Annotated in this window: 15 protein-coding genes and 2 tRNA genes; 10 read left to right on the forward strand and 7 right to left on the reverse strand. The window is 72.2% G+C overall.

All coding sequences use genetic code 11. The annotated features are described in order from the left end of the window. Positions 1–29 precede the first annotated feature (29 nt). The 3 genes from CGL27_RS31100 to CGL27_RS31110 all read left to right on the forward strand — a co-directional run bounded on the left by CGL27_RS31100 (position 30) and on the right by CGL27_RS31110 (position 2,382). A tRNA-Met gene (locus CGL27_RS31100) sits at positions 30–103 on the forward strand. A gap of 181 nt (positions 104–284) precedes the next feature. Beyond that, entirely contained in the window at positions 285–2,132 is a 1,848-nt protein-coding gene (locus CGL27_RS31105; RefSeq protein WP_107439142.1) for a tetratricopeptide repeat protein, read from the forward strand. 173 nt (positions 2,133–2,305) lie between these two features. Further along, positions 2,306–2,382: transfer RNA gene (locus CGL27_RS31110), tRNA-Met, on the forward strand. Between the two features lie 81 nt (positions 2,383–2,463). On the opposite strand, the gene CGL27_RS31115 is transcribed toward CGL27_RS31110, so the two are convergent. Further along, positions 2,464–2,877 carry a Fur family transcriptional regulator gene (locus CGL27_RS31115; RefSeq protein WP_059149453.1) on the reverse strand — a complete coding sequence of 138 codons (414 nt, stop codon included), beginning with the start codon at positions 2,875–2,877 and terminating at the stop codon, positions 2,464–2,466. Between the two features lie 162 nt (positions 2,878–3,039). Between CGL27_RS31115 and CGL27_RS31120 the strand changes: the two genes are divergently transcribed. Beyond that, entirely contained in the window at positions 3,040–4,506 is a 1,467-nt protein-coding gene (locus CGL27_RS31120; RefSeq protein WP_119991394.1) for a catalase, read from the forward strand. 161 nt (positions 4,507–4,667) lie between these two features. On the opposite strand, the gene CGL27_RS31125 is transcribed toward CGL27_RS31120, so the two are convergent. Next, entirely contained in the window at positions 4,668–5,060 is a 393-nt protein-coding gene (locus CGL27_RS31125; RefSeq protein ID WP_119994629.1) for a CBS domain-containing protein, read from the reverse strand. 201 nt (positions 5,061–5,261) lie between these two features. Continuing rightward, a complete protein-coding gene (hisN, locus tag CGL27_RS31130; protein ID WP_078643480.1) occupies positions 5,262–6,056 on the reverse strand; it encodes a histidinol-phosphatase in 795 nt (264 codons plus the stop codon). A gap of 170 nt (positions 6,057–6,226) precedes the next feature. On the opposite strand from hisN, the gene CGL27_RS31135 reads away from it, so the two are divergent. Continuing rightward, the gene (locus CGL27_RS31135) at positions 6,227–6,787 is read left to right on the forward strand and encodes a TetR/AcrR family transcriptional regulator (protein ID WP_119991395.1); all 561 of its coding nucleotides are present in this window, start codon (positions 6,227–6,229) and stop codon (positions 6,785–6,787) included. Positions 6,788–6,810: 23 nt separating this feature from the next. On the opposite strand, the gene CGL27_RS31140 is transcribed toward CGL27_RS31135, so the two are convergent. From CGL27_RS31140 to CGL27_RS31155, 4 genes are all read right to left on the reverse strand, one after another. Continuing rightward, positions 6,811–7,134 (reverse strand): multidrug efflux SMR transporter, encoded by a 324-nt coding sequence (locus CGL27_RS31140; protein WP_014054781.1) that lies wholly within the window; start codon positions 7,132–7,134, stop codon positions 6,811–6,813. A 213-nt stretch (positions 7,135–7,347) separates the two neighbouring features. After that, the gene (gene rsgA / locus CGL27_RS31145) at positions 7,348–8,355 is read right to left on the reverse strand and encodes a ribosome small subunit-dependent GTPase A (protein WP_078643483.1); all 1,008 of its coding nucleotides are present in this window, start codon (positions 8,353–8,355) and stop codon (positions 7,348–7,350) included. A 12-nt stretch (positions 8,356–8,367) separates the two neighbouring features. Continuing rightward, the gene (gene aroA, locus CGL27_RS31150) at positions 8,368–9,744 is read right to left on the reverse strand and encodes a 3-phosphoshikimate 1-carboxyvinyltransferase (protein ID WP_119991396.1); all 1,377 of its coding nucleotides are present in this window, start codon (positions 9,742–9,744) and stop codon (positions 8,368–8,370) included. A gap of 138 nt (positions 9,745–9,882) precedes the next feature. After that, positions 9,883–10,596 carry a M50 family metallopeptidase gene (locus CGL27_RS31155; protein WP_078643485.1) on the reverse strand — a complete coding sequence of 238 codons (714 nt, stop codon included), beginning with the start codon at positions 10,594–10,596 and terminating at the stop codon, positions 9,883–9,885. A 48-nt stretch (positions 10,597–10,644) separates the two neighbouring features. Here CGL27_RS31155 and CGL27_RS31160 point away from each other — a divergent pair, with 48 nt between their 5' ends. From CGL27_RS31160 to CGL27_RS31180, 5 genes are all read left to right on the forward strand, one after another. After that, positions 10,645–11,463, forward strand: a complete 819-nt coding sequence (locus tag CGL27_RS31160) for an SOS response-associated peptidase (protein WP_119991397.1) — start codon at positions 10,645–10,647, stop codon at positions 11,461–11,463. Further along, positions 11,463–12,131 (forward strand): alpha/beta family hydrolase, encoded by a 669-nt coding sequence (locus CGL27_RS31165; RefSeq protein ID WP_119991398.1) that lies wholly within the window; start codon positions 11,463–11,465, stop codon positions 12,129–12,131. Before CGL27_RS31160 ends, CGL27_RS31165 begins: the two co-directional genes overlap by 1 nt. A gap of 302 nt (positions 12,132–12,433) precedes the next feature. Further along, entirely contained in the window at positions 12,434–13,123 is a 690-nt protein-coding gene (locus CGL27_RS31170; protein WP_043235475.1) for a sigma-70 family RNA polymerase sigma factor, read from the forward strand. After that, a complete protein-coding gene (gene rsrA / locus CGL27_RS31175; protein WP_078643487.1) occupies positions 13,120–13,437 on the forward strand; it encodes a mycothiol system anti-sigma-R factor in 318 nt (105 codons plus the stop codon). The genes CGL27_RS31170 and rsrA overlap by 4 nt, the downstream gene beginning before the upstream one ends. 291 nt (positions 13,438–13,728) lie before the next feature. Then, the gene (locus CGL27_RS31180; protein ID WP_119994630.1) at positions 13,729–15,189 is read left to right on the forward strand and encodes an HD-GYP domain-containing protein; all 1,461 of its coding nucleotides are present in this window, start codon (positions 13,729–13,731) and stop codon (positions 15,187–15,189) included. Positions 15,190–15,553: the final 364 nt, after the last annotated feature.

Consider the following 15,553-nt stretch of genomic DNA (forward strand, 5'->3'; position numbering starts at 1 on the left):
CGCACCGTGATACGGTGGTGACAACACAGCGCGGGGTGGAGCAGCTCGGTAGCTCGCTGGGCTCATAACCCAGAGGTCGCAGGTTCAAATCCTGTCCCCGCTACTGACAGACACGGCCCGGATCCGCAAGGATCCGGGCCTTGTTGTGTGTTCTGCGAGCGTCCACTCGGGGAATGCGGATACAAGCGTTTGGGTTGTCTCTCTGTGGGCATGTCGACAAAACGCTGAAGTGACCTCCTCGGCTGCGGTATACCAGGTGTACGCCGGATGCGGGTGATGCCACGATGGGATTTATGGGGGACAGGGTCAGTCTGTTGGAGACAGGGCGTTTTGCGCACACGCACGACGATGCCGAGGAGGAGACCCGGCACCGTCGTGCCGCCGAGGCCGGTGACACCGCCGCGATGAGCGCACTGGGCGCGCTGCTGCTGCGCCGTGGCGACGTCGACGGCGCGGAACCGCATCTGCGGGGAGCCACCGCGGCGGGCGATCGCGCCGCCGCCAACAACCTCGGCGTCCTGCTGCACCAGCGCGGCTACGCCGACGAGGCGGCCGGCTGGTGGCGCATAGCCGCCGTCGCCGGATCCGCCGCCGCGGCCCACGCCCTGGGCCGGCACCACCGTGAGCGGGGCGATGAGCCCGCCGCCGAGTACTGGCTGCGCCAGTCCGCCGAATCCGGCCACACCCTGGGCGCGTACGCGCTGGGCGATCTGCTGGAGCACCGCAGCGACATCGGCGCCGAGCGCTGGTTCCGCACCGCGGCCGAGCGCGGCCACCGCGAGGCCGCGTACCGGCTCGCCCGCATCCTGGACGACCGTGGCGACGAGGGCGACGAGCCGGTGGCCGAGCGCCGCCGCGGCGCCGACGGGGCCGGGCGGGAGGAGGCCGAGCAGTGGTACCGGCAGGCCGCCGCGCGCGGCCACCGGCGCGCCGCCCTCCACCTCGGCACGCTGCTGGAGAAGCGCGGTGAGACCAAGGAGGCCGGCCGCTGGTACCTGATGTCCGCCAAGGACGGTGAGTCCCGCGCCGCCTGCGCGCTGGGCTTCCTGCTGCGCGACGCGGGCGACACGGACAGCGCGGCGGTCTGGTGGCACCGGGCGGCCCAGGACGGCGACGGCAACGCCGCCAACGCGCTCGGCGCGCTGCACGCCGACCGGGGCGAGACCCAGACCGCCGAGCGCTGGTACCGCGCCGCGCTCGACGCCGGGGACATCAACGGCGCCTACAACCTCGGGCTGCTCTGCGCCGAGCAGGGCCGCACCGCACAGGCCGAGCAGTGGTACCGCCGCGCCGCCTACGCCGGCCACCGCGAGGCCGCCAACGCGGTCGCCGTGATGCTGCTGCAGCGCGGCGACGCGGCGGGCGCCGAGCCGTGGTTCTCCAAGGCGGCCGAGGCGGGCAGCGTCGACGCCGCGTTCAACCTGGGGATCCTGTACGCGGGCCGGGGCGAGGGCCGGGCGGCCCGGCAGTGGTACGAGCGGGCCGCCGCCGCCGGGCACACCGAGGCGGCGCTGCAGGTCGGCCTCGCCCTGCAGCGGGACGGCGACCTCCAGGGCGCCGAGCGCCATCTGCGCTGCGCCGCGGGCGGCGGCAGCGCCGAGGGCGCCTTCCGGCTGGCCGCGCTGCTGGACCGCTCGCCGGTCGGCGGCGATCCGGCGACCGGCACCGGTTTCGGCAGCTCGTCCGGGACGCGCTTCCCGACCCCGCCGCCCGACGACGGCTCCGGGCCGCACGTCCCCGAGTACGAGGAGTGGTACGAGCGCGCCGCGCGCCAGGGCCACCGACGGGCCCAGGTGCGGGTGGGCATGTTCGCGGCCGCGCGCGGCGACGTGGTCGAGGCCGCGCGCTGGTACCGGGCGGCGGCCGAGGCGGGCAGCAGCAACGGCGCGTTCAACCTGGGGCTGCTGCTGGCCCGGGAGGGCAGTGAGCCGGAGGCCGCCCTGTGGTGGACGCGTGCCGCAGAGGCGGGGCACGGCCGGGCCGCGCTGCGGCTCGCGCTGCTCGCGGCCCGCCGCGGGGCGCTCACCGAGGGGCAGCGGTGGTGTGCGCGGGCGGTCGAGCTGGGGCCCGCGGAGGTCGCCGAGCGCGCGGCCCGGCTGCGGGACGCGCTGCAGCAGGAGCTCACGGCGTAGCGGGAGCTCGTGGAGTAGCGGCAGCTCGCACGTAGCAGGAGTTCGCGGCGTAGTGGGTAGCTCAAGGCGTTGTGCTCCGGGCCGGAGCCCCGGCCCGGAGCCACCGGCGGGCGTCCCGCCGCCAACCGGTTTGCTCCTGCTGTCCACCCCGGGTTAAGGTTGCAACACAACGACGCGGGGTGGAGCAGCTCGGTAGCTCGCTGGGCTCATAACCCAGAGGTCGCAGGTTCAAATCCTGTCCCCGCTACCAATACGAAAGGCCCGGATCCTCCAGGATCCGGGCCTTTCGCCTGTTGTGGCGGTCTGTCGTGGCCGTCTCTCGCGGTCGCTCTCAGGCCGCACAGTCGGGGCAGAGCCCCCGGTAGGTCACCTCGACCGCGGAGATCGCGAAGCCGTAGCGCTCCTGCGTGGGCAGGTCGGCGAGCAGATCGCCGGAGGGGTGGACATCGCGGATCGTGCCGCACTTCGCGCACACCAGGTGCTGATGCGCGTGATGTGCGTTCGGGTCGTAGCGCTTGGCCCTGCCGTCCGTGGTGACCTCGATCACCTCGCCGAGCGAGACGAGCTCGCCCAGGGTGTTGTAGACGGTCGCGCGGGAGATCTCGGGCAGGCGCTCGGCCGCCGCCGCGTGGACTTCGTCGGCGGTGTAGTGCACATGGTCCCCGTCGAGGACCTCGGCGACGACACGCCGCTGCGCCGTCAGCCTCCAGCCGCGTCCCCTGAGTCGTTCCAGCAGGTCACTCATGCCATTCACCTATCAGTCAGATAAGGACAAGGGTAGCAGCGGACGAGTCCTTGACCAGATCGAGTACGACTTTCCAACGCTTCTTGACTTAGACATTGTCCAATGTAGGATCGAGAACAGCCCCAGACCAAGGGACGGAATGCGAGTACGCAGGAGGCGCACGTGACGGTCCAGGACAACATCACTGGTCCGCTGACCACGGAGTCCGGGGCTCCGGTGGCGGACAACCAGAACAGCGAGACGGCGGGCGTCGGCGGTCCGGTCCTCATCCAGGACCAGCACCTGATCGAGAAGCTCGCCCACTTCAACCGCGAGCGGATCCCGGAGCGGATCGTGCACGCGCGCGGAGCCGGTGCGTACGGCACCTTCACGGTGACCGCGGATGTGACCAAGTACACCCGCGCGTCGTTCCTCTCCGAGGTCGGCAAGCAGACCGAGACGTTCCTGCGCTTCTCGACGGTCGCCGGCAACCTCGGCTCGGCGGACGCGGTGCGCGACCCGCGCGGCTTCGCGCTGAAGTTCTACACCGAGGACGGCAATTACGACCTGGTCGGGAACAACACGCCGGTGTTCTTCATCAAGGACGCCATCAAGTTCCCCGACTTCATCCACACCCAGAAGCGCGACCCGTACACCGGCTCGCAGGAGGCGGACAACGTCTGGGACTTCTGGGGGCTCTCGCCCGAGGCCACCCACCAGGTGACCTGGCTGTTCGGCGACCGTGGCATCCCCGCCTCGTACCGCCACATGAACGGCTACGGGTCGCACAGCTACCAGTGGAACAACGCCGCGGGCGAGGTCTTCTGGGTGAAGTACCACTTCAAGACCGACCAGGGGATCAAGAGCCTGACCTCGGAAGAGGCCGCGGTGATCGCGGGCCAGGACGCGGACAGCCACCAGCGCGATCTGCGCGAGGCCATCGAGGGCGGTGACTTCCCGACCTGGACCGTGCAGGTGCAGATCATGCCGGCGGCCGACGCGGCGAACTACCGCTTCAACCCGTTCGACCTGACCAAGATCTGGCCGCACGAGGACTACCCGCCGATCGAGATCGGCAAGCTGGAGCTCAACCGCAACCCGCGGAACATCTTCGCCGAGGTCGAGCAGTCGATCTTCTCGCCGGCCCACTTCGTGCCGGGCATCGGCCCGTCGCCGGACAAGATGCTCCAGGGCCGCCTCTTCGCGTACGGCGACGCCCACCGCTACCGCGTCGGCATCAACGCCGACCACCTGCCGGTGAACAGTCCGCACGCGGCCGAGGCGCGCACCTACGGCCGGGACGGCTTCCTGTACGACGGCCGTCACACGGGCGCGAAGAACTACGAGCCCAACAGCTTCGGCGGCCCGGCGGAGACCGGCCGGCCGCTGTGGCAGCCGTCCCCGGTCTCCGGCCGGACCGGTGACCATGAGGCCCCCTCGCATGCCGAGGACGACGACTTCGTCCAGGCGGGGAACCTCTACCGGCTGATGTCGGACGACGAGAAGGCGCGCCTGATCGAGAATCTGGCGCAGTTCATCGCCAAGGTCTCCCGCGATGACATCGCACAGCGGGCGATCGAGAACTTCCGCAAGGCGGACGCCGACTACGGCAAGCGGCTGGAGGCCGCGGTTCAGGCCCTGCGCGGCTGACGGACGCTTGCCGTATCAACCGAAGAGGCCGGACGCCGTTGGGCTCCGGCCTCTTCGGGCGCCGGGCGCGGTGTGCCGTAGGCGGGTGCGCCGGATGCGGCGCACCGGACGCGGGGTGCCGGGTGCGAAGTCCGGTTCCGGTTCCGGTCCGCCGGGGCGCCTCAGGCCGGTACGGGCTGGGGAATCGGGGCCCAGCAGCGGATGATGTCGCGCACCGACACCACCCCGACGGGGCCGTCCGCGTCGAGGACGACCAGATGGCGGAAGCCGCCCTGGGTCATCGTGCGGGCCGCCTCGTCCAGCGTCCACCCGGGGGCGGCGAAGACGACATCGGCGGTGGTGTGTTCGTGCGCGGTCTCCTGGTCGGGGTCCTGGCCCGCCCCCACTGAGTTGAGGATGTCGCGCTCGGTGAGAATCCCCAGGCCGCAGGTGTCGGGATCGAGCACGATGGCCGATCCGACCCGGCGTGCGGACATCAGCCGGGCGGCCTGACGGAGCGTGTGCGCGGGGCCGATGGTGAGGACCACCGAGCTCATGGCATCACGGACGTGCATGGGCATGGATGGAGCCACCTCCTTGGAGAATCCATTCGAGAATGCCCGGCGCCGGAGGCGCCTGTGAATGGATGCACAAGTTCACAAGGTCCTGAATTCTCATGTTCACATGCCTTGGTGGATCCAACAAGGGCGCGCGGTAGCCGACGGGCCGCTGAGCGCGCGCCGCCGCTCCGGTTCACACTCCGGTTCCTCCGGTTCTCACGCCCGCAGATAGTCCAGCATCGCCCCGTGCAGCAGCCCATTGGACGCCGCCGCGTCGCCGCTGTTCGGGCCCGGTACGCCATCGAGGCCGGTGAAGCGGCCGCCCGCCTCCTGGACGATCACCGCGTTGGCCGCCATATCCCACAGCGACAATTCCGGTTCGGCGCAGATGTCCACCGAGCCCTCGGCGACCATCATGTACGGCCAGAAGTCGCCGTAGCCACGGGTGCGCCAGCAGGCGCGCGTCAGATCGAGGAAGCCGTTCAGCTTGCCGCGCTCCTCCCAGCCGCTGATCGAGGAGTACGCGAACGAGGCATCGGAGAGGCTGTTCACCTTCGAGACGGCCAGCCGCGACGCGGAGGACAGGCTGCGGCCGGTGTACGCCCCCAGCCCCTCGGCGGCCCACCAGCGGCGTCCCAGCGCCGGCGCGGAGACCACCCCGACCACCGGGCGGTCGCCGCCCTCACCGCGCTCCATGAGGGCGATCAGGGTGGCCCAGACCGGGACCCCGCGCACATAGTTCTTGGTGCCGTCGATCGGGTCGACCACCCAGCGCCGCGGGCCGCTGCCCTCGCTGCCGAACTCCTCGCCGAGCACCGCGTCGCGCGGCCGGGCGCGCTGGAGGGAGCTGCGGATCAGCTCCTCGGCCGCCTTGTCGGCCTCGCTCACCGGCGTCATATCGGGTTTTGTCTCGACCTTGAGGTCGAGCGCCTTGAACCGCTCCATGGTGGTCGAGTCGGCGGCGTCGGCGAGGACATGGCCGAGACGCAGGTCATCGTGGTAGTCGGGCATGGCCGAACAGTATCGAGCGGAAAAGACCGGGGGCCACGCGACTCCACATGACCAGGGACGCGGGCCGTACGGGTCGGCCCGTGCGGGGCTCTTGACTTCATCTGGCGGCCCGTCAATTCTGTCGGGCACATGCCGCTGGGAGGCGGCGATGCCCGCTCTGGGAGGCGACGATGCCCGCAGCGCGTGATTCCTTACTCGACGCGGCCTTCGCCGCGCTCGCGGGCCGTCCGTGGCCGAGGGTCAAGATGGCCGAGGTCGCGGCGGCGGCCGGGGTCTCCCGGCAGACCCTCTACAACGAGTTCGGCAGCAAGGAGGGCCTCGCCCGCGCTCTGGTGCGGCGCGAGGCCGACGCGTATCTGAGCGGGGTCGAGCGGGCGCTGTCCGGGGTGTCCGGCGTGGCGGGCCCCAGGGAGCGGCTGGCCGCCGCGGCGGTGTGGACGGTCCGCTCGGCGACCGAGAACCCACTGGTGCGGGCGGTGCTCACGGGCTGCTGGAACGAGCGGCTGCCGACGCCCGTAAGGACGTCACCGCCCGGCCCGCTGCCCGCGCCGGGCGAGCTGCTCGGCCAGGCGCGGGACCGGGCGGTGCGGCTGCTGGCGGGTGACTGGCCGCCCGGTGCGGTCGAGCTGCCGCTGGCCTGCGAGGCGGTCGCCAGGCTGGCCCTGTCGTACGTGGTGGCGCCCGCCCCGGCGGCTGATGTGGCCCGTATGGTGCGCACGGTGCTGGCCTGAGCCAGACCCGGGCGGCCTGGGTTTCAGTGGGCCGAGCCGGAGAGCTGGAGTCCTATCACGCCGATGATCACCAGGCTGATGGAGACGATCTTGAGCATGGAGACGAGGTCGTCGAGGAAGATCATGCCGTAGATCGCGGTCCCGGCGGCCCCGATCCCCGTCCACACCGCGTACGCGGGCCCCACGTCGAGCTTCTTCAGCGACAGCGTCAGCAGCCCGAAACTGCCGAGCGCGAACGCGCAGAACGCGACCGTCGGCCAGAGGCGGGTGAAGCCGTGCGAGAGCTTGAGACAGACGGCGAAGCCCGTTTCGAGAAGCCCGGCGACCACGACCAGCAGCCACGCCATAGACATGCCCTCCCGTGTCGCCGTCGGCTGCCGTCGCCCGGGACCCGCCCGGTCGCCTGGACTCCTTGATGCGATTATCCATTTACCGTCCCGGGTGGACGGCAAACACGCTCCCCAGGAGGCGTCCGGCGGATCTTGACGCCTGCGGCGGGCCGTTCCCCTCCCCGCCCCTGGTGAGGGGAAGGGCAGGGGAAAAGACCCGCCGGACAGGCCCTAGTCGCCCTCCCGCCGCTCCCGGGTCGCCAGCAGCCGTCGCAGGGAGTACAGCCGGGCCGGTTCGGCGTGGCCGTCGGCCACCCACTGGTCCAGCGCGCAGTCCGGCTCGTCGTGGCTGCAGGCGCGCGGACAGCCCTCGGTGCCCGGCTCCAGGTCCGGGAAGGCGTTGATGACCCGCGCCGGGTCCACATGGTGCAGCCCGAAGGACCGCACGCCCGGGGTGTCGATCACCCACCCCTTGGTGTCCGGCAGGGGCAGCGCGAGCGCGGAGGTGGTGGTGTGGCGGCCGCGGCCGGTGACCGCGTTCACCCGGCCGGTGGCCCGCTGGTGGTCCGGGACCAGCGCGTTCACCAGCGTCGTCTTGCCCACGCCCGAATGGCCGACGAAGACCGTGATCCGGTCCGTCAGCCGCTCCCGCACCCGGTCGGCGGCGTCGCCATCGGCCAGCTCGTCGCGGCTGGTGACGACGAAGGGGATGCCGAGCGGCTCATAGGTCTTCAGCATCTCCTCGGCGGGCGCCAGATCGGACTTGGTGAGCACGAGCAGCGGCTCGAGTCCCGCGTCGAAGGCGGCCACGAGACACCGGTCGATCAGGCGCGGGCGCGGTTCCGGATCAGCGAGCGCGGTCACGATCGCGAGCTGGTCGGCGTTGGCGACCACGACCCGCTCGTACGGATCGTCGTCGTCGGCGGTCCGGCGCAGGACGGAGGAGCGCTTCTCGACCCGTACGATCCGGGCGAGCGTGTCCTTGTCGCCGGAGAGATCCCCGACGACCGCGACCCGGTCGCCGACGACGACGCCCTTACGGCCGAGCTCGCGGGCCTTCATGGCGGTGATGGTGCGATCCTCGACCAGGACCGTGAGCCGGCCGCGGTCGATCGTCAGCACGAAGCCCTCGGCGGCGTCCTCGTGCTTGGGGCGGATGTTGGTGCGCGGCCGGTTGCCCTTGCGGTTGGGGCGGACCCGAACGTCATCCTCGTCGGTGTGCTTGCCGTAGCGGCGCATAAGTCCAGGCTCTCAGGATCTCCGCGCCGAGGTCGTCGTCGCGTCGAGCATCCCGGACCACAGGCCGGGGAAGTCGGGAAGGGTCTTGGCGGTGGTGGCCACGTCCTCGACCAGTACGCCGTCGACGGCGAGGCCGAGTACGGCGGCGGCGGTGGCCAGCCGGTGGTCCTCGTAGGTGTGGAAGATCCCGCCGTGCAGCGGCCGGGGGCGGATCCGCAGTCCGTCCTCGGTCTCGGCGACGTCCCCGCCGAGTTCGTTGATCTCCTTGGCGAGGGCGGCGAGCCGGTCGGTCTCATGGAGCCGCAGATGCGCGATGCCGCGCAGCACCGACTCGGAGTCGGCCAGCGCCGCGACCGCCGCGATCACCGGGGTGAGCTCGCCGACCTCGTGCAGATCGGCGTCGATCCCGGTGATCCGGCCCGTTCCGGTGAAGGTCAGCCCGGCGTCGGTGAGCTCGTAGGAACCGCCCATCTCGGTGAAGATCCGGCGCAGTTCGTCCCCGGGCTGGGTGGTGCGCTCCGGCCAGTCGGGGATGGTCACCCGGCCACCGGTGACCAGGGCGGCGGCCAGGAACGGCGCCGCGTTGGACAGATCGGGCTCGACGACCAGGTCGCGGCCGAGCAGCGCGCTCGGCGCCACCCGCCAGACGCCCCGCTCGCCGCCCGCCTCCGCGGTGTCCACCCGCGCGCCCGCCGCGCGCAGCATGTCGACGGTCATCCGGATGTGCGGCAGGGAGGGCAGCGCGGCGCCGATGTGGCGCACCTCGACGCCCTGGTTGAAGCGCGGCGCGGACAGCAGCAGCGCGCTCACGAACTGGGAGGACGACGAGGCGTCGATGCGGACCGGGCCGCCGTCCAGCGCCCCGCCGCCGTGCACGGTCATCGGCAGCGCGCCGCGGCCGTCGTCGTCGATACGGGCGCCGAGGGCGCGCAGCGCGTCGATCACGCCGTGCAGCGGGCGCTCATGGGAGCGGGGGTCGCCGTCGAAGTGGACGGGGCCGTCGGCCAGGGCGGCGACCGGCGGCAGGAAGCGCATCACGGTGCCGGCGTTGCCGACGTCGATGGTGGCCGGGCCGTGCAGCCCCGCCGGGATGACCCGCCATGCCTCTCCGCCGCCGGAGGGGCCGCCCGAGCCGAGGGCGCCGTCGGACACCGTCTCCTCGATGCCGACGCCCATGGCGCGCAGGGCGGCGGCCATCAGGAGGGTGTCGCGGGAGCGGAGCGGGCGGCGCAGCCAGCCGGGTTCGGCGGCGAGCGCGGCCAGGATCAGACCGCGGTTGGTAACCGACTTGGATCCGGGCACGGTGACGGTCGCGTCCACCGCTTCATCTGCGGTCGGAGCGGGCCAGAGGGCGGTGTGATCGCCCGGGGAGGTCTCAATGCCGGTCATGGGTCTCACTTTAGTGGTTCGCCCGGAGTGCCAATCTTGATCGAAAGTGGTGAAACCCAGTCGAAACACGGCGCTGCTACCGGGCGCCGAGGGTCGCGCACTATGCGCCGGGGGTGGCGCGCCGGACGCGCGTACGGGTCACAGCCCCAGCAGCCAGCGCCCGCCGGCGAGCAGCGAACACAGCGAGACCACGTGGAAGAGCAGCAGCCAGGCGCCGGCCGGAATGCCCGTCAGCCGGGCCAGTTGGTCGGGGTCGGAGTCGTACGCGCCCCCGTGCCGGCGCTTGCGCTGGAGCTCGAAGGGCGGACGCACACCGCCCAGGAGGAGGAACCAGACCACGGCATACGCGAACCCCGCCTGGACGTCCGGCCCGGTCAGCCAGGAGACGAGGAAGAAGGCGGCCCCGCTGATGACGACCGTAAGGACGCCATACGCGTTGCGGATCATCACCAGCATCGCGACCAGCAGTGCCGTCGTCCCCCACAGCAGCAAGGTGATGTGGTTCGCCGCCAGCAGCCAGGCGCCGCCGAGGCCCAGCAGGGAGGGGGCGGTGTAGCCGGACGCCGCCGTGAGGATCATGCCCAGGCCCGTGGGCTTGCCACGGGAGACGGTCAGCCCCGAGGTGTCCGAGTGCAGCCGTATGCCGTCCAGCCGCCGCCCGCTGAGCAGGGCGACCAGGGCGTGGCCGCCCTCATGGGCGATCGTGACGGCATTACGGGCTATTCGCCAGGCGGTACGGAAGACGACGACCGCGAGCGCGACCACACCGGTGGAGACGACCAGCCAGGTGGTGGGGTCGGGCTGGGCGCCGGTCACTCGGTCCCACAGATCGGCGGCGTTCGTTGCGTCCATGTGCGGGCGGCTCCTCGCGTCGGTAGGGGTCGTGGCAGTGTGGCACCTATGTGCGGTCGATACGCAGCGAGCCGGAGGCCGGAGGATCTCGCCGGGATCTTCGGCGTGGAGAAGTGGGAACCGGAGGAGACTCTGGCGCCGGACTGGAACGTCGCGCCCACCAAGGACGTGTACGCGGTGCTCGAACGCCCTCTTAAAGACGCCGACGAGCCGCGCCCGGTTCGCCAGCTGAGGGCACTGAAGTGGGGGCTCGTGCCCTCCTGGGCGAAGTCGCCCGAAGGCGGCGCGAAGATGATCAACGCACGGGCCGAGACCGTGCACGAGAAGCCCTCCTACCGGCGCCCGTTCGCCTCCCGGCGCTGCATCCTGCCCGCCGACGGCTACTACGAGTGGGTCACCGCGGCGCAGGAGCGGCAGCTCGAGGAGAAGGGCAAGCGCAAGCGGCCCCGCAAGCAGCCGTACTTCGTGACCCCGGTGGACGGCTCGGTGATGGCCATGGCCGGGCTGTACGAGTTCTGGCGGGACCGGACGCTGCCGGACGATCATCCGCGGTCGTGGTGGGTGACCTGCACGGTGATCACGACCGAGGCGGACAAGGAGCCCTTCGGGGGCGGGAGGCACGACGAGGGGCCGCGGTCGCTGGCCGAGATCCATCCGCGGATGCCGCTGGTTCTCAACCAGGACCGCTGGGCCTCCTGGCTGGATCCCGCCCGCACCGACCCCGACGACCTGCTGCCGCTGCTGGCGCCGCCGCCCTCCGGGCTGCTGCGGGCCTATCCGGTGGCGACCGGGGTGAGTGATGTCCGTAACAACGGCCCCGAGCTGCTGAAGGAGCTCGAGGCCCCGGAGGAGGGCACGCTGTTCTGATGGCCGCCGAGAAGACGGATACGCCCGAGGTGACGACCGAGACGGTGCCGACCCCGGCCGGGGACGCCCGGATCACCTGGCACCACGCGCCCGGCGCCCATGCCCTGCTCGCCGCGAGCCACGGCGCCGGCGGGGGCATCGAGGCACGCGACCTGCGCGCGCTGGCCGCGGCGCTCCCCGGGCGCGGAGTGAGCGTCGCGCTGGTCGAGCAGCCGTGGCGGGTGGCGGGCAAGAAGATCGCGCCCGCGCCCTCGACCCTGGACACCGGATGGCGCGCCCTGTGGCCCGCGCTGCAGAAGGCCGGGCTGCCGATCGTGGCGGGCGGCCGCAGCGCCGGGGCGCGGGTGGCCTGCCGGACCGGCCGGGAGCTGGGCGCGAAGGCCGTGCTGGCGCTGTCGTTCCCGCTGCACTCACCGGGCAAGCCGGAGCGGTCCCGGGCCGATGAGCTGCTGGCCACGGGGGTGCCGACGCTGATCGTCCAGGGCGGCCGGGACCCCTTCGGACGGCCGGAGGAGTTCCCGGAGCTGCCCGCGGACATGGAGCTCGTGACGGTGCCGTACGGCGATCACGTCTTCGGTCTGCCGAAATCTGCGGACCTCGATGAGCCTGCGGCGCTCGCCCTGATCACCGGCGCCGTCGCCGACTGGCTGCCGCGCGTCCTGGCCTGACCTGCGCGGGCCGGGGGAGGCGGGGCCGGGCGCCGGGCGCGGGAATGCGACGGAGGGGTCCCGTGTTGAAAGGGCCGTCGGTGCTCACCGTGTAAGAGGCACCGATACGCGGAATACGAGGAAAGGGAGTTCCCCGCATGGGTTCGCTTGCTTGCCCGGCCCGTCCGCACGGCGCTGACCTCGACTGGTCGCAGCTGCAGGCGGCACAGGCTGTGAAGATCGGAGCGGCGGGCGCACCGGATCGTCGTCTATTCTCCGATTCGAGCGGGTCCACATCCGGACCCGACGCGAAGCTGGAGGAGGTGGGTCAGGTCACTGGGACCGACGCAGGGACCGACGGCGTTACCGAGGGAGAGCCGGTCGAGCGGTCGCAGGAGACGTCCTCGGAGCGCAACGCGCGCTTTGAGCGGGACGCCCTTGCCTTCCTGGACCAGATGTACTCGGCCGCGCTGCGGATGACGCGGAACCCGGCCGACGCCGAGGACCTGGTGCAGGAGATGTACGCCAAGGCGTACGGGTCCTTCCACCAGTTCCGCGAGGGCACCAACCTCAAGGCGTGGCTGTACCGCATCCTGACCAACACCTTCATCAACTCGTACCGCAAGAAGCAGCGGGAGCCCCAGCGCAGCGCGGCCGAGGAGATCGAGGACTGGCAGCTCGCGCGCGCCGAGTCGCATATGTCGACCGGTCTGCGGTCCGCCGAGTCGCAGGCCCTCGACCACCTGCCCGACTCCGATGTCAAGGCAGCCCTTCAGGCCATCCCCGAGGAGTTCCGCATCGCGGTCTATCTCGCGGATGTCGAGGGCTTTGCCTACAAGGAGATCGCGGACATCATGGGTACACCCATCGGTACGGTGATGTCCCGACTGCACCGTGGGCGCCGCCAGCTGCGCGATCTGCTGGAGGACTACGCCCGTGGGCGCGGGCTGGTCCCCGCGGGCGCGGCCGCCGGGGCGGACGAGTCGCACGATCGGAAAGGCGCGGACTCATGAGCTGCGGAGAGCCGCATGAGACGGACTGCTCCGAGGTTCTCGATCATCTCTACGAGTTCCTCGACCACGAAATGCCGGACGGCGACTGCGCCAAGTTCGAGGTGCATTTCGACGAGTGCTCTCCGTGCCTGGAGAAGTACGGCCTCGAGAAGGCCGTGAAGAAGCTCGTGGCGCGGTGCTGCGGCCAGGACGACGTGCCCAGCGACCTCCGCTCGAAGGTCATGGGGCGGATCGAGCTGATCCGCTCCGGGCAGGTGGTGCCCGAGCGTGAGGTCACCGCGGAGACGAACGCTCCGACCACCGCCCAGGAGTGACCCCCGGCCTTGAGCGCCGGTGGATCGTCACTCGATCGACGGTCCGTTGATCGACTGTCCTTCGACCGTCCGTCGATTGGCCGTCCGCCGATCCTCAACCGGCCGGGTGATCGTCAACGAGCCGGGCGTGTTCCCGGCCCCACCTTCGGTGATCAGATCATCACTCGAAGGGGTGTAATCGGACAGTCCCTCCGATCTCATCCGCCCCAGTCCGGCCTAAGCTCCCCAACCACCTGACCCGCCTCGTCCTGGAGGGGCGGCGCAACGGACGTGGATGGGGAGGAGGACACCGTGCGGGCACTTCCCCACGAGGCGCGCGCCTATGTCCTGTGCGCCGTGCTCGCCGGGGGGCTCTGCGCCGCCCCGGCCGTACGGCCCGGAGCGGCCGTCCCCTGGGCCACGGCCGCCCTGCTCGCCGTGGTGCACGCGGTGGGCTCCAGGGTCCGCGCCCGCTGGCCCGAATGGTGCAGCCCCGTCCTTCTGGCCGGGGCCTTTCTGCTGCCGCCCGCCGCCGCGGCGCTGGTCGCCGTGCCCGGTGCGCTGCTCGCCCGCGTCGAGCGGCCACCGGCCGGGGCACGGCGGGCCTGGCGCGCCGCACGGCTCTCGCTGGCCGTCTGGGCCGCCTCGTGCGCCTTCGCGGCTCTGGGCGGCCCTCGGGCCCTCAGCGCCCTGTGGGCGCTCGGTGGCGGCGCCCAGGCCCCCGCTGCGCAGCTTGCCGCCGCCGAGGCATCCGGTACGCCCGGCTTTGCGTACGCCCTGGCGGTCGCCGTAGCCGCCGCGCTCGTCCTGGGGCTGACCGCCACCGCCCTGGAGGGCGGGGTGCTGGTCACCGCCGAGCGCCACTCCCCGCGCGCCGCCTGGTGCGGCCGGCTGCCCGGCGCCCTCGCCCCGTATCTGGTGCACGGGCCCGCCGGGCTCGCCATGGCGGTGCTCTGGCGCAGCCCTTACGGACCGGCGGCGGCCCTGCTGGTGCTGCTGCCGATGTACGTCTGCGCCTGCGGTTTCGTGCTCTACCGCCGCGAGAGCGCCGCCCATCAGGCCACCATCCGGGCCCTGGTCCAGGCGGTCGACATCAAGGACCGCTACACCCGGGGCCACAGCGAGCGCGTCGGCCGCGCCTCCGCGATGATCGCCCGCGAACTGGGCATGAGTGGCGACCGGCTGGAGGGGGTGCGGATCGCGGGCATCCTCCACGACGTGGGCAAGCTCGGCGTGCCCACCCGGCTGCTGCGGAAGAACGGCCCGCTCACCCCCGATGAGCGCCGGGTGATCGAGCTCCACCCCGAGTACGGCGACGAGATGGTGCGCGGCATCGGCTTCCTGGGCGAGGCGCGGGCCGCGATCCTCCACCACCATGAGCGGCTGGACGGCAGCGGCTATCCGTACGGGCTCGCCGGGGCGCAGATCCCCGAGTTCGCCCGGGTGGTCGCGGTGGCGGACGCCTTCGACGCGATGACCTCGACGCGTACGTACCGCAGGGCCCGGCCGGTGGACACGGCCGTGGAGGAGCTGAAGCGGTGCGCGGGATCGCAGTTCGACCCCCGGATGGTGCGGGCCCTCAGCACCGCACTGGACCGCCACGGCTGGCATGCGGCGGTCACCGCGGACGCCCCCGAGGAGCGCGGAAACGTCCCGCCAGATCCCCTGAGCCCGCCGCTGGAGCTGCCGCCCCTGGTACGCGCGGCGGCCTCCGGCCCGGCGGACGACCCAGAGCTCCGCCCCGGCCGCGACGGCCCTGGCGGTGCGCCATGAGCCCCACCCAGGACCCGCCCGCCGCACCCGTCCCGGACGGCCCGGATGGCCCGAGCCGGGACCCCCGGCCCGCCCGGCGCCCGCGCCGCGCCGCTCCGGACGGCCCCGCCCCCGGGGCGGCCCCGGCACGGGCCGGAGGAGAGCCCGTCCCGCCGGGTGCCACGGACGCGCCGGACGCCTTAGGTGCCCCGGGCGCCCCGAATGCCTCGGACGGCGGCGCGGCCCGTGGCACGACCAGCCCCGGACCGCGCGACCGGGACGAGAGCGCGGCCCAGTGGCCATCCAGGGCGGCCCGCCCCGCCCCGGCACCGGCCGCACCCCGCCTCCCGAACGCCCTCCGCGGCAGCCTCGACTGGCTCGCGGA

Origin of the sequence: Streptomyces sp. 11-1-2, assembly GCF_003595545.1 — a bacterium.
In the GTDB taxonomy this organism is placed as follows: Bacteria; Actinomycetota; Actinomycetes; order Streptomycetales; family Streptomycetaceae; genus Streptomyces; species Streptomyces hygroscopicus_B.

Excerpts from the sequence above, each read along its gene's own strand:
- hisN (WP_078643480.1), bottom strand. The coding sequence starts at position 6,056 with ATGCCCGACTACCACGATGACCTGCGTCTCGGCCATGTCCTCGCCGAC.
- aroA (WP_119991396.1), bottom strand. The coding sequence starts at position 9,744 with ATGACCGGCATTGAGACCTCCCCGGGCGATCACACCGCCCTCTGGCCC.
- CGL27_RS31140 (WP_014054781.1), bottom strand. The coding sequence starts at position 7,134 with ATGGCGTGGCTGCTGGTCGTGGTCGCCGGGCTTCTCGAAACGGGCTTC.
- CGL27_RS31125 (WP_119994629.1), bottom strand. The coding sequence starts at position 5,060 with ATGCACGTCCGTGATGCCATGAGCTCGGTGGTCCTCACCATCGGCCCC.
- CGL27_RS31135 (WP_119991395.1), top strand. The coding sequence starts at position 6,227 with ATGCCCGCAGCGCGTGATTCCTTACTCGACGCGGCCTTCGCCGCGCTC.
- rsrA (WP_078643487.1), top strand. The coding sequence starts at position 13,120 with ATGAGCTGCGGAGAGCCGCATGAGACGGACTGCTCCGAGGTTCTCGAT.
- rsgA (WP_078643483.1), bottom strand. The coding sequence starts at position 8,355 with ATGCGCCGCTACGGCAAGCACACCGACGAGGATGACGTTCGGGTCCGC.
- CGL27_RS31160 (WP_119991397.1), top strand. The coding sequence starts at position 10,645 with ATGTGCGGTCGATACGCAGCGAGCCGGAGGCCGGAGGATCTCGCCGGG.
- CGL27_RS31165 (WP_119991398.1), top strand. The coding sequence starts at position 11,463 with ATGGCCGCCGAGAAGACGGATACGCCCGAGGTGACGACCGAGACGGTG.
- CGL27_RS31155 (WP_078643485.1), bottom strand. The coding sequence starts at position 10,596 with ATGGACGCAACGAACGCCGCCGATCTGTGGGACCGAGTGACCGGCGCC.
- CGL27_RS31105 (WP_107439142.1), top strand. The coding sequence starts at position 285 with ATGGGATTTATGGGGGACAGGGTCAGTCTGTTGGAGACAGGGCGTTTT.
- CGL27_RS31115 (WP_059149453.1), bottom strand. The coding sequence starts at position 2,877 with ATGAGTGACCTGCTGGAACGACTCAGGGGACGCGGCTGGAGGCTGACG.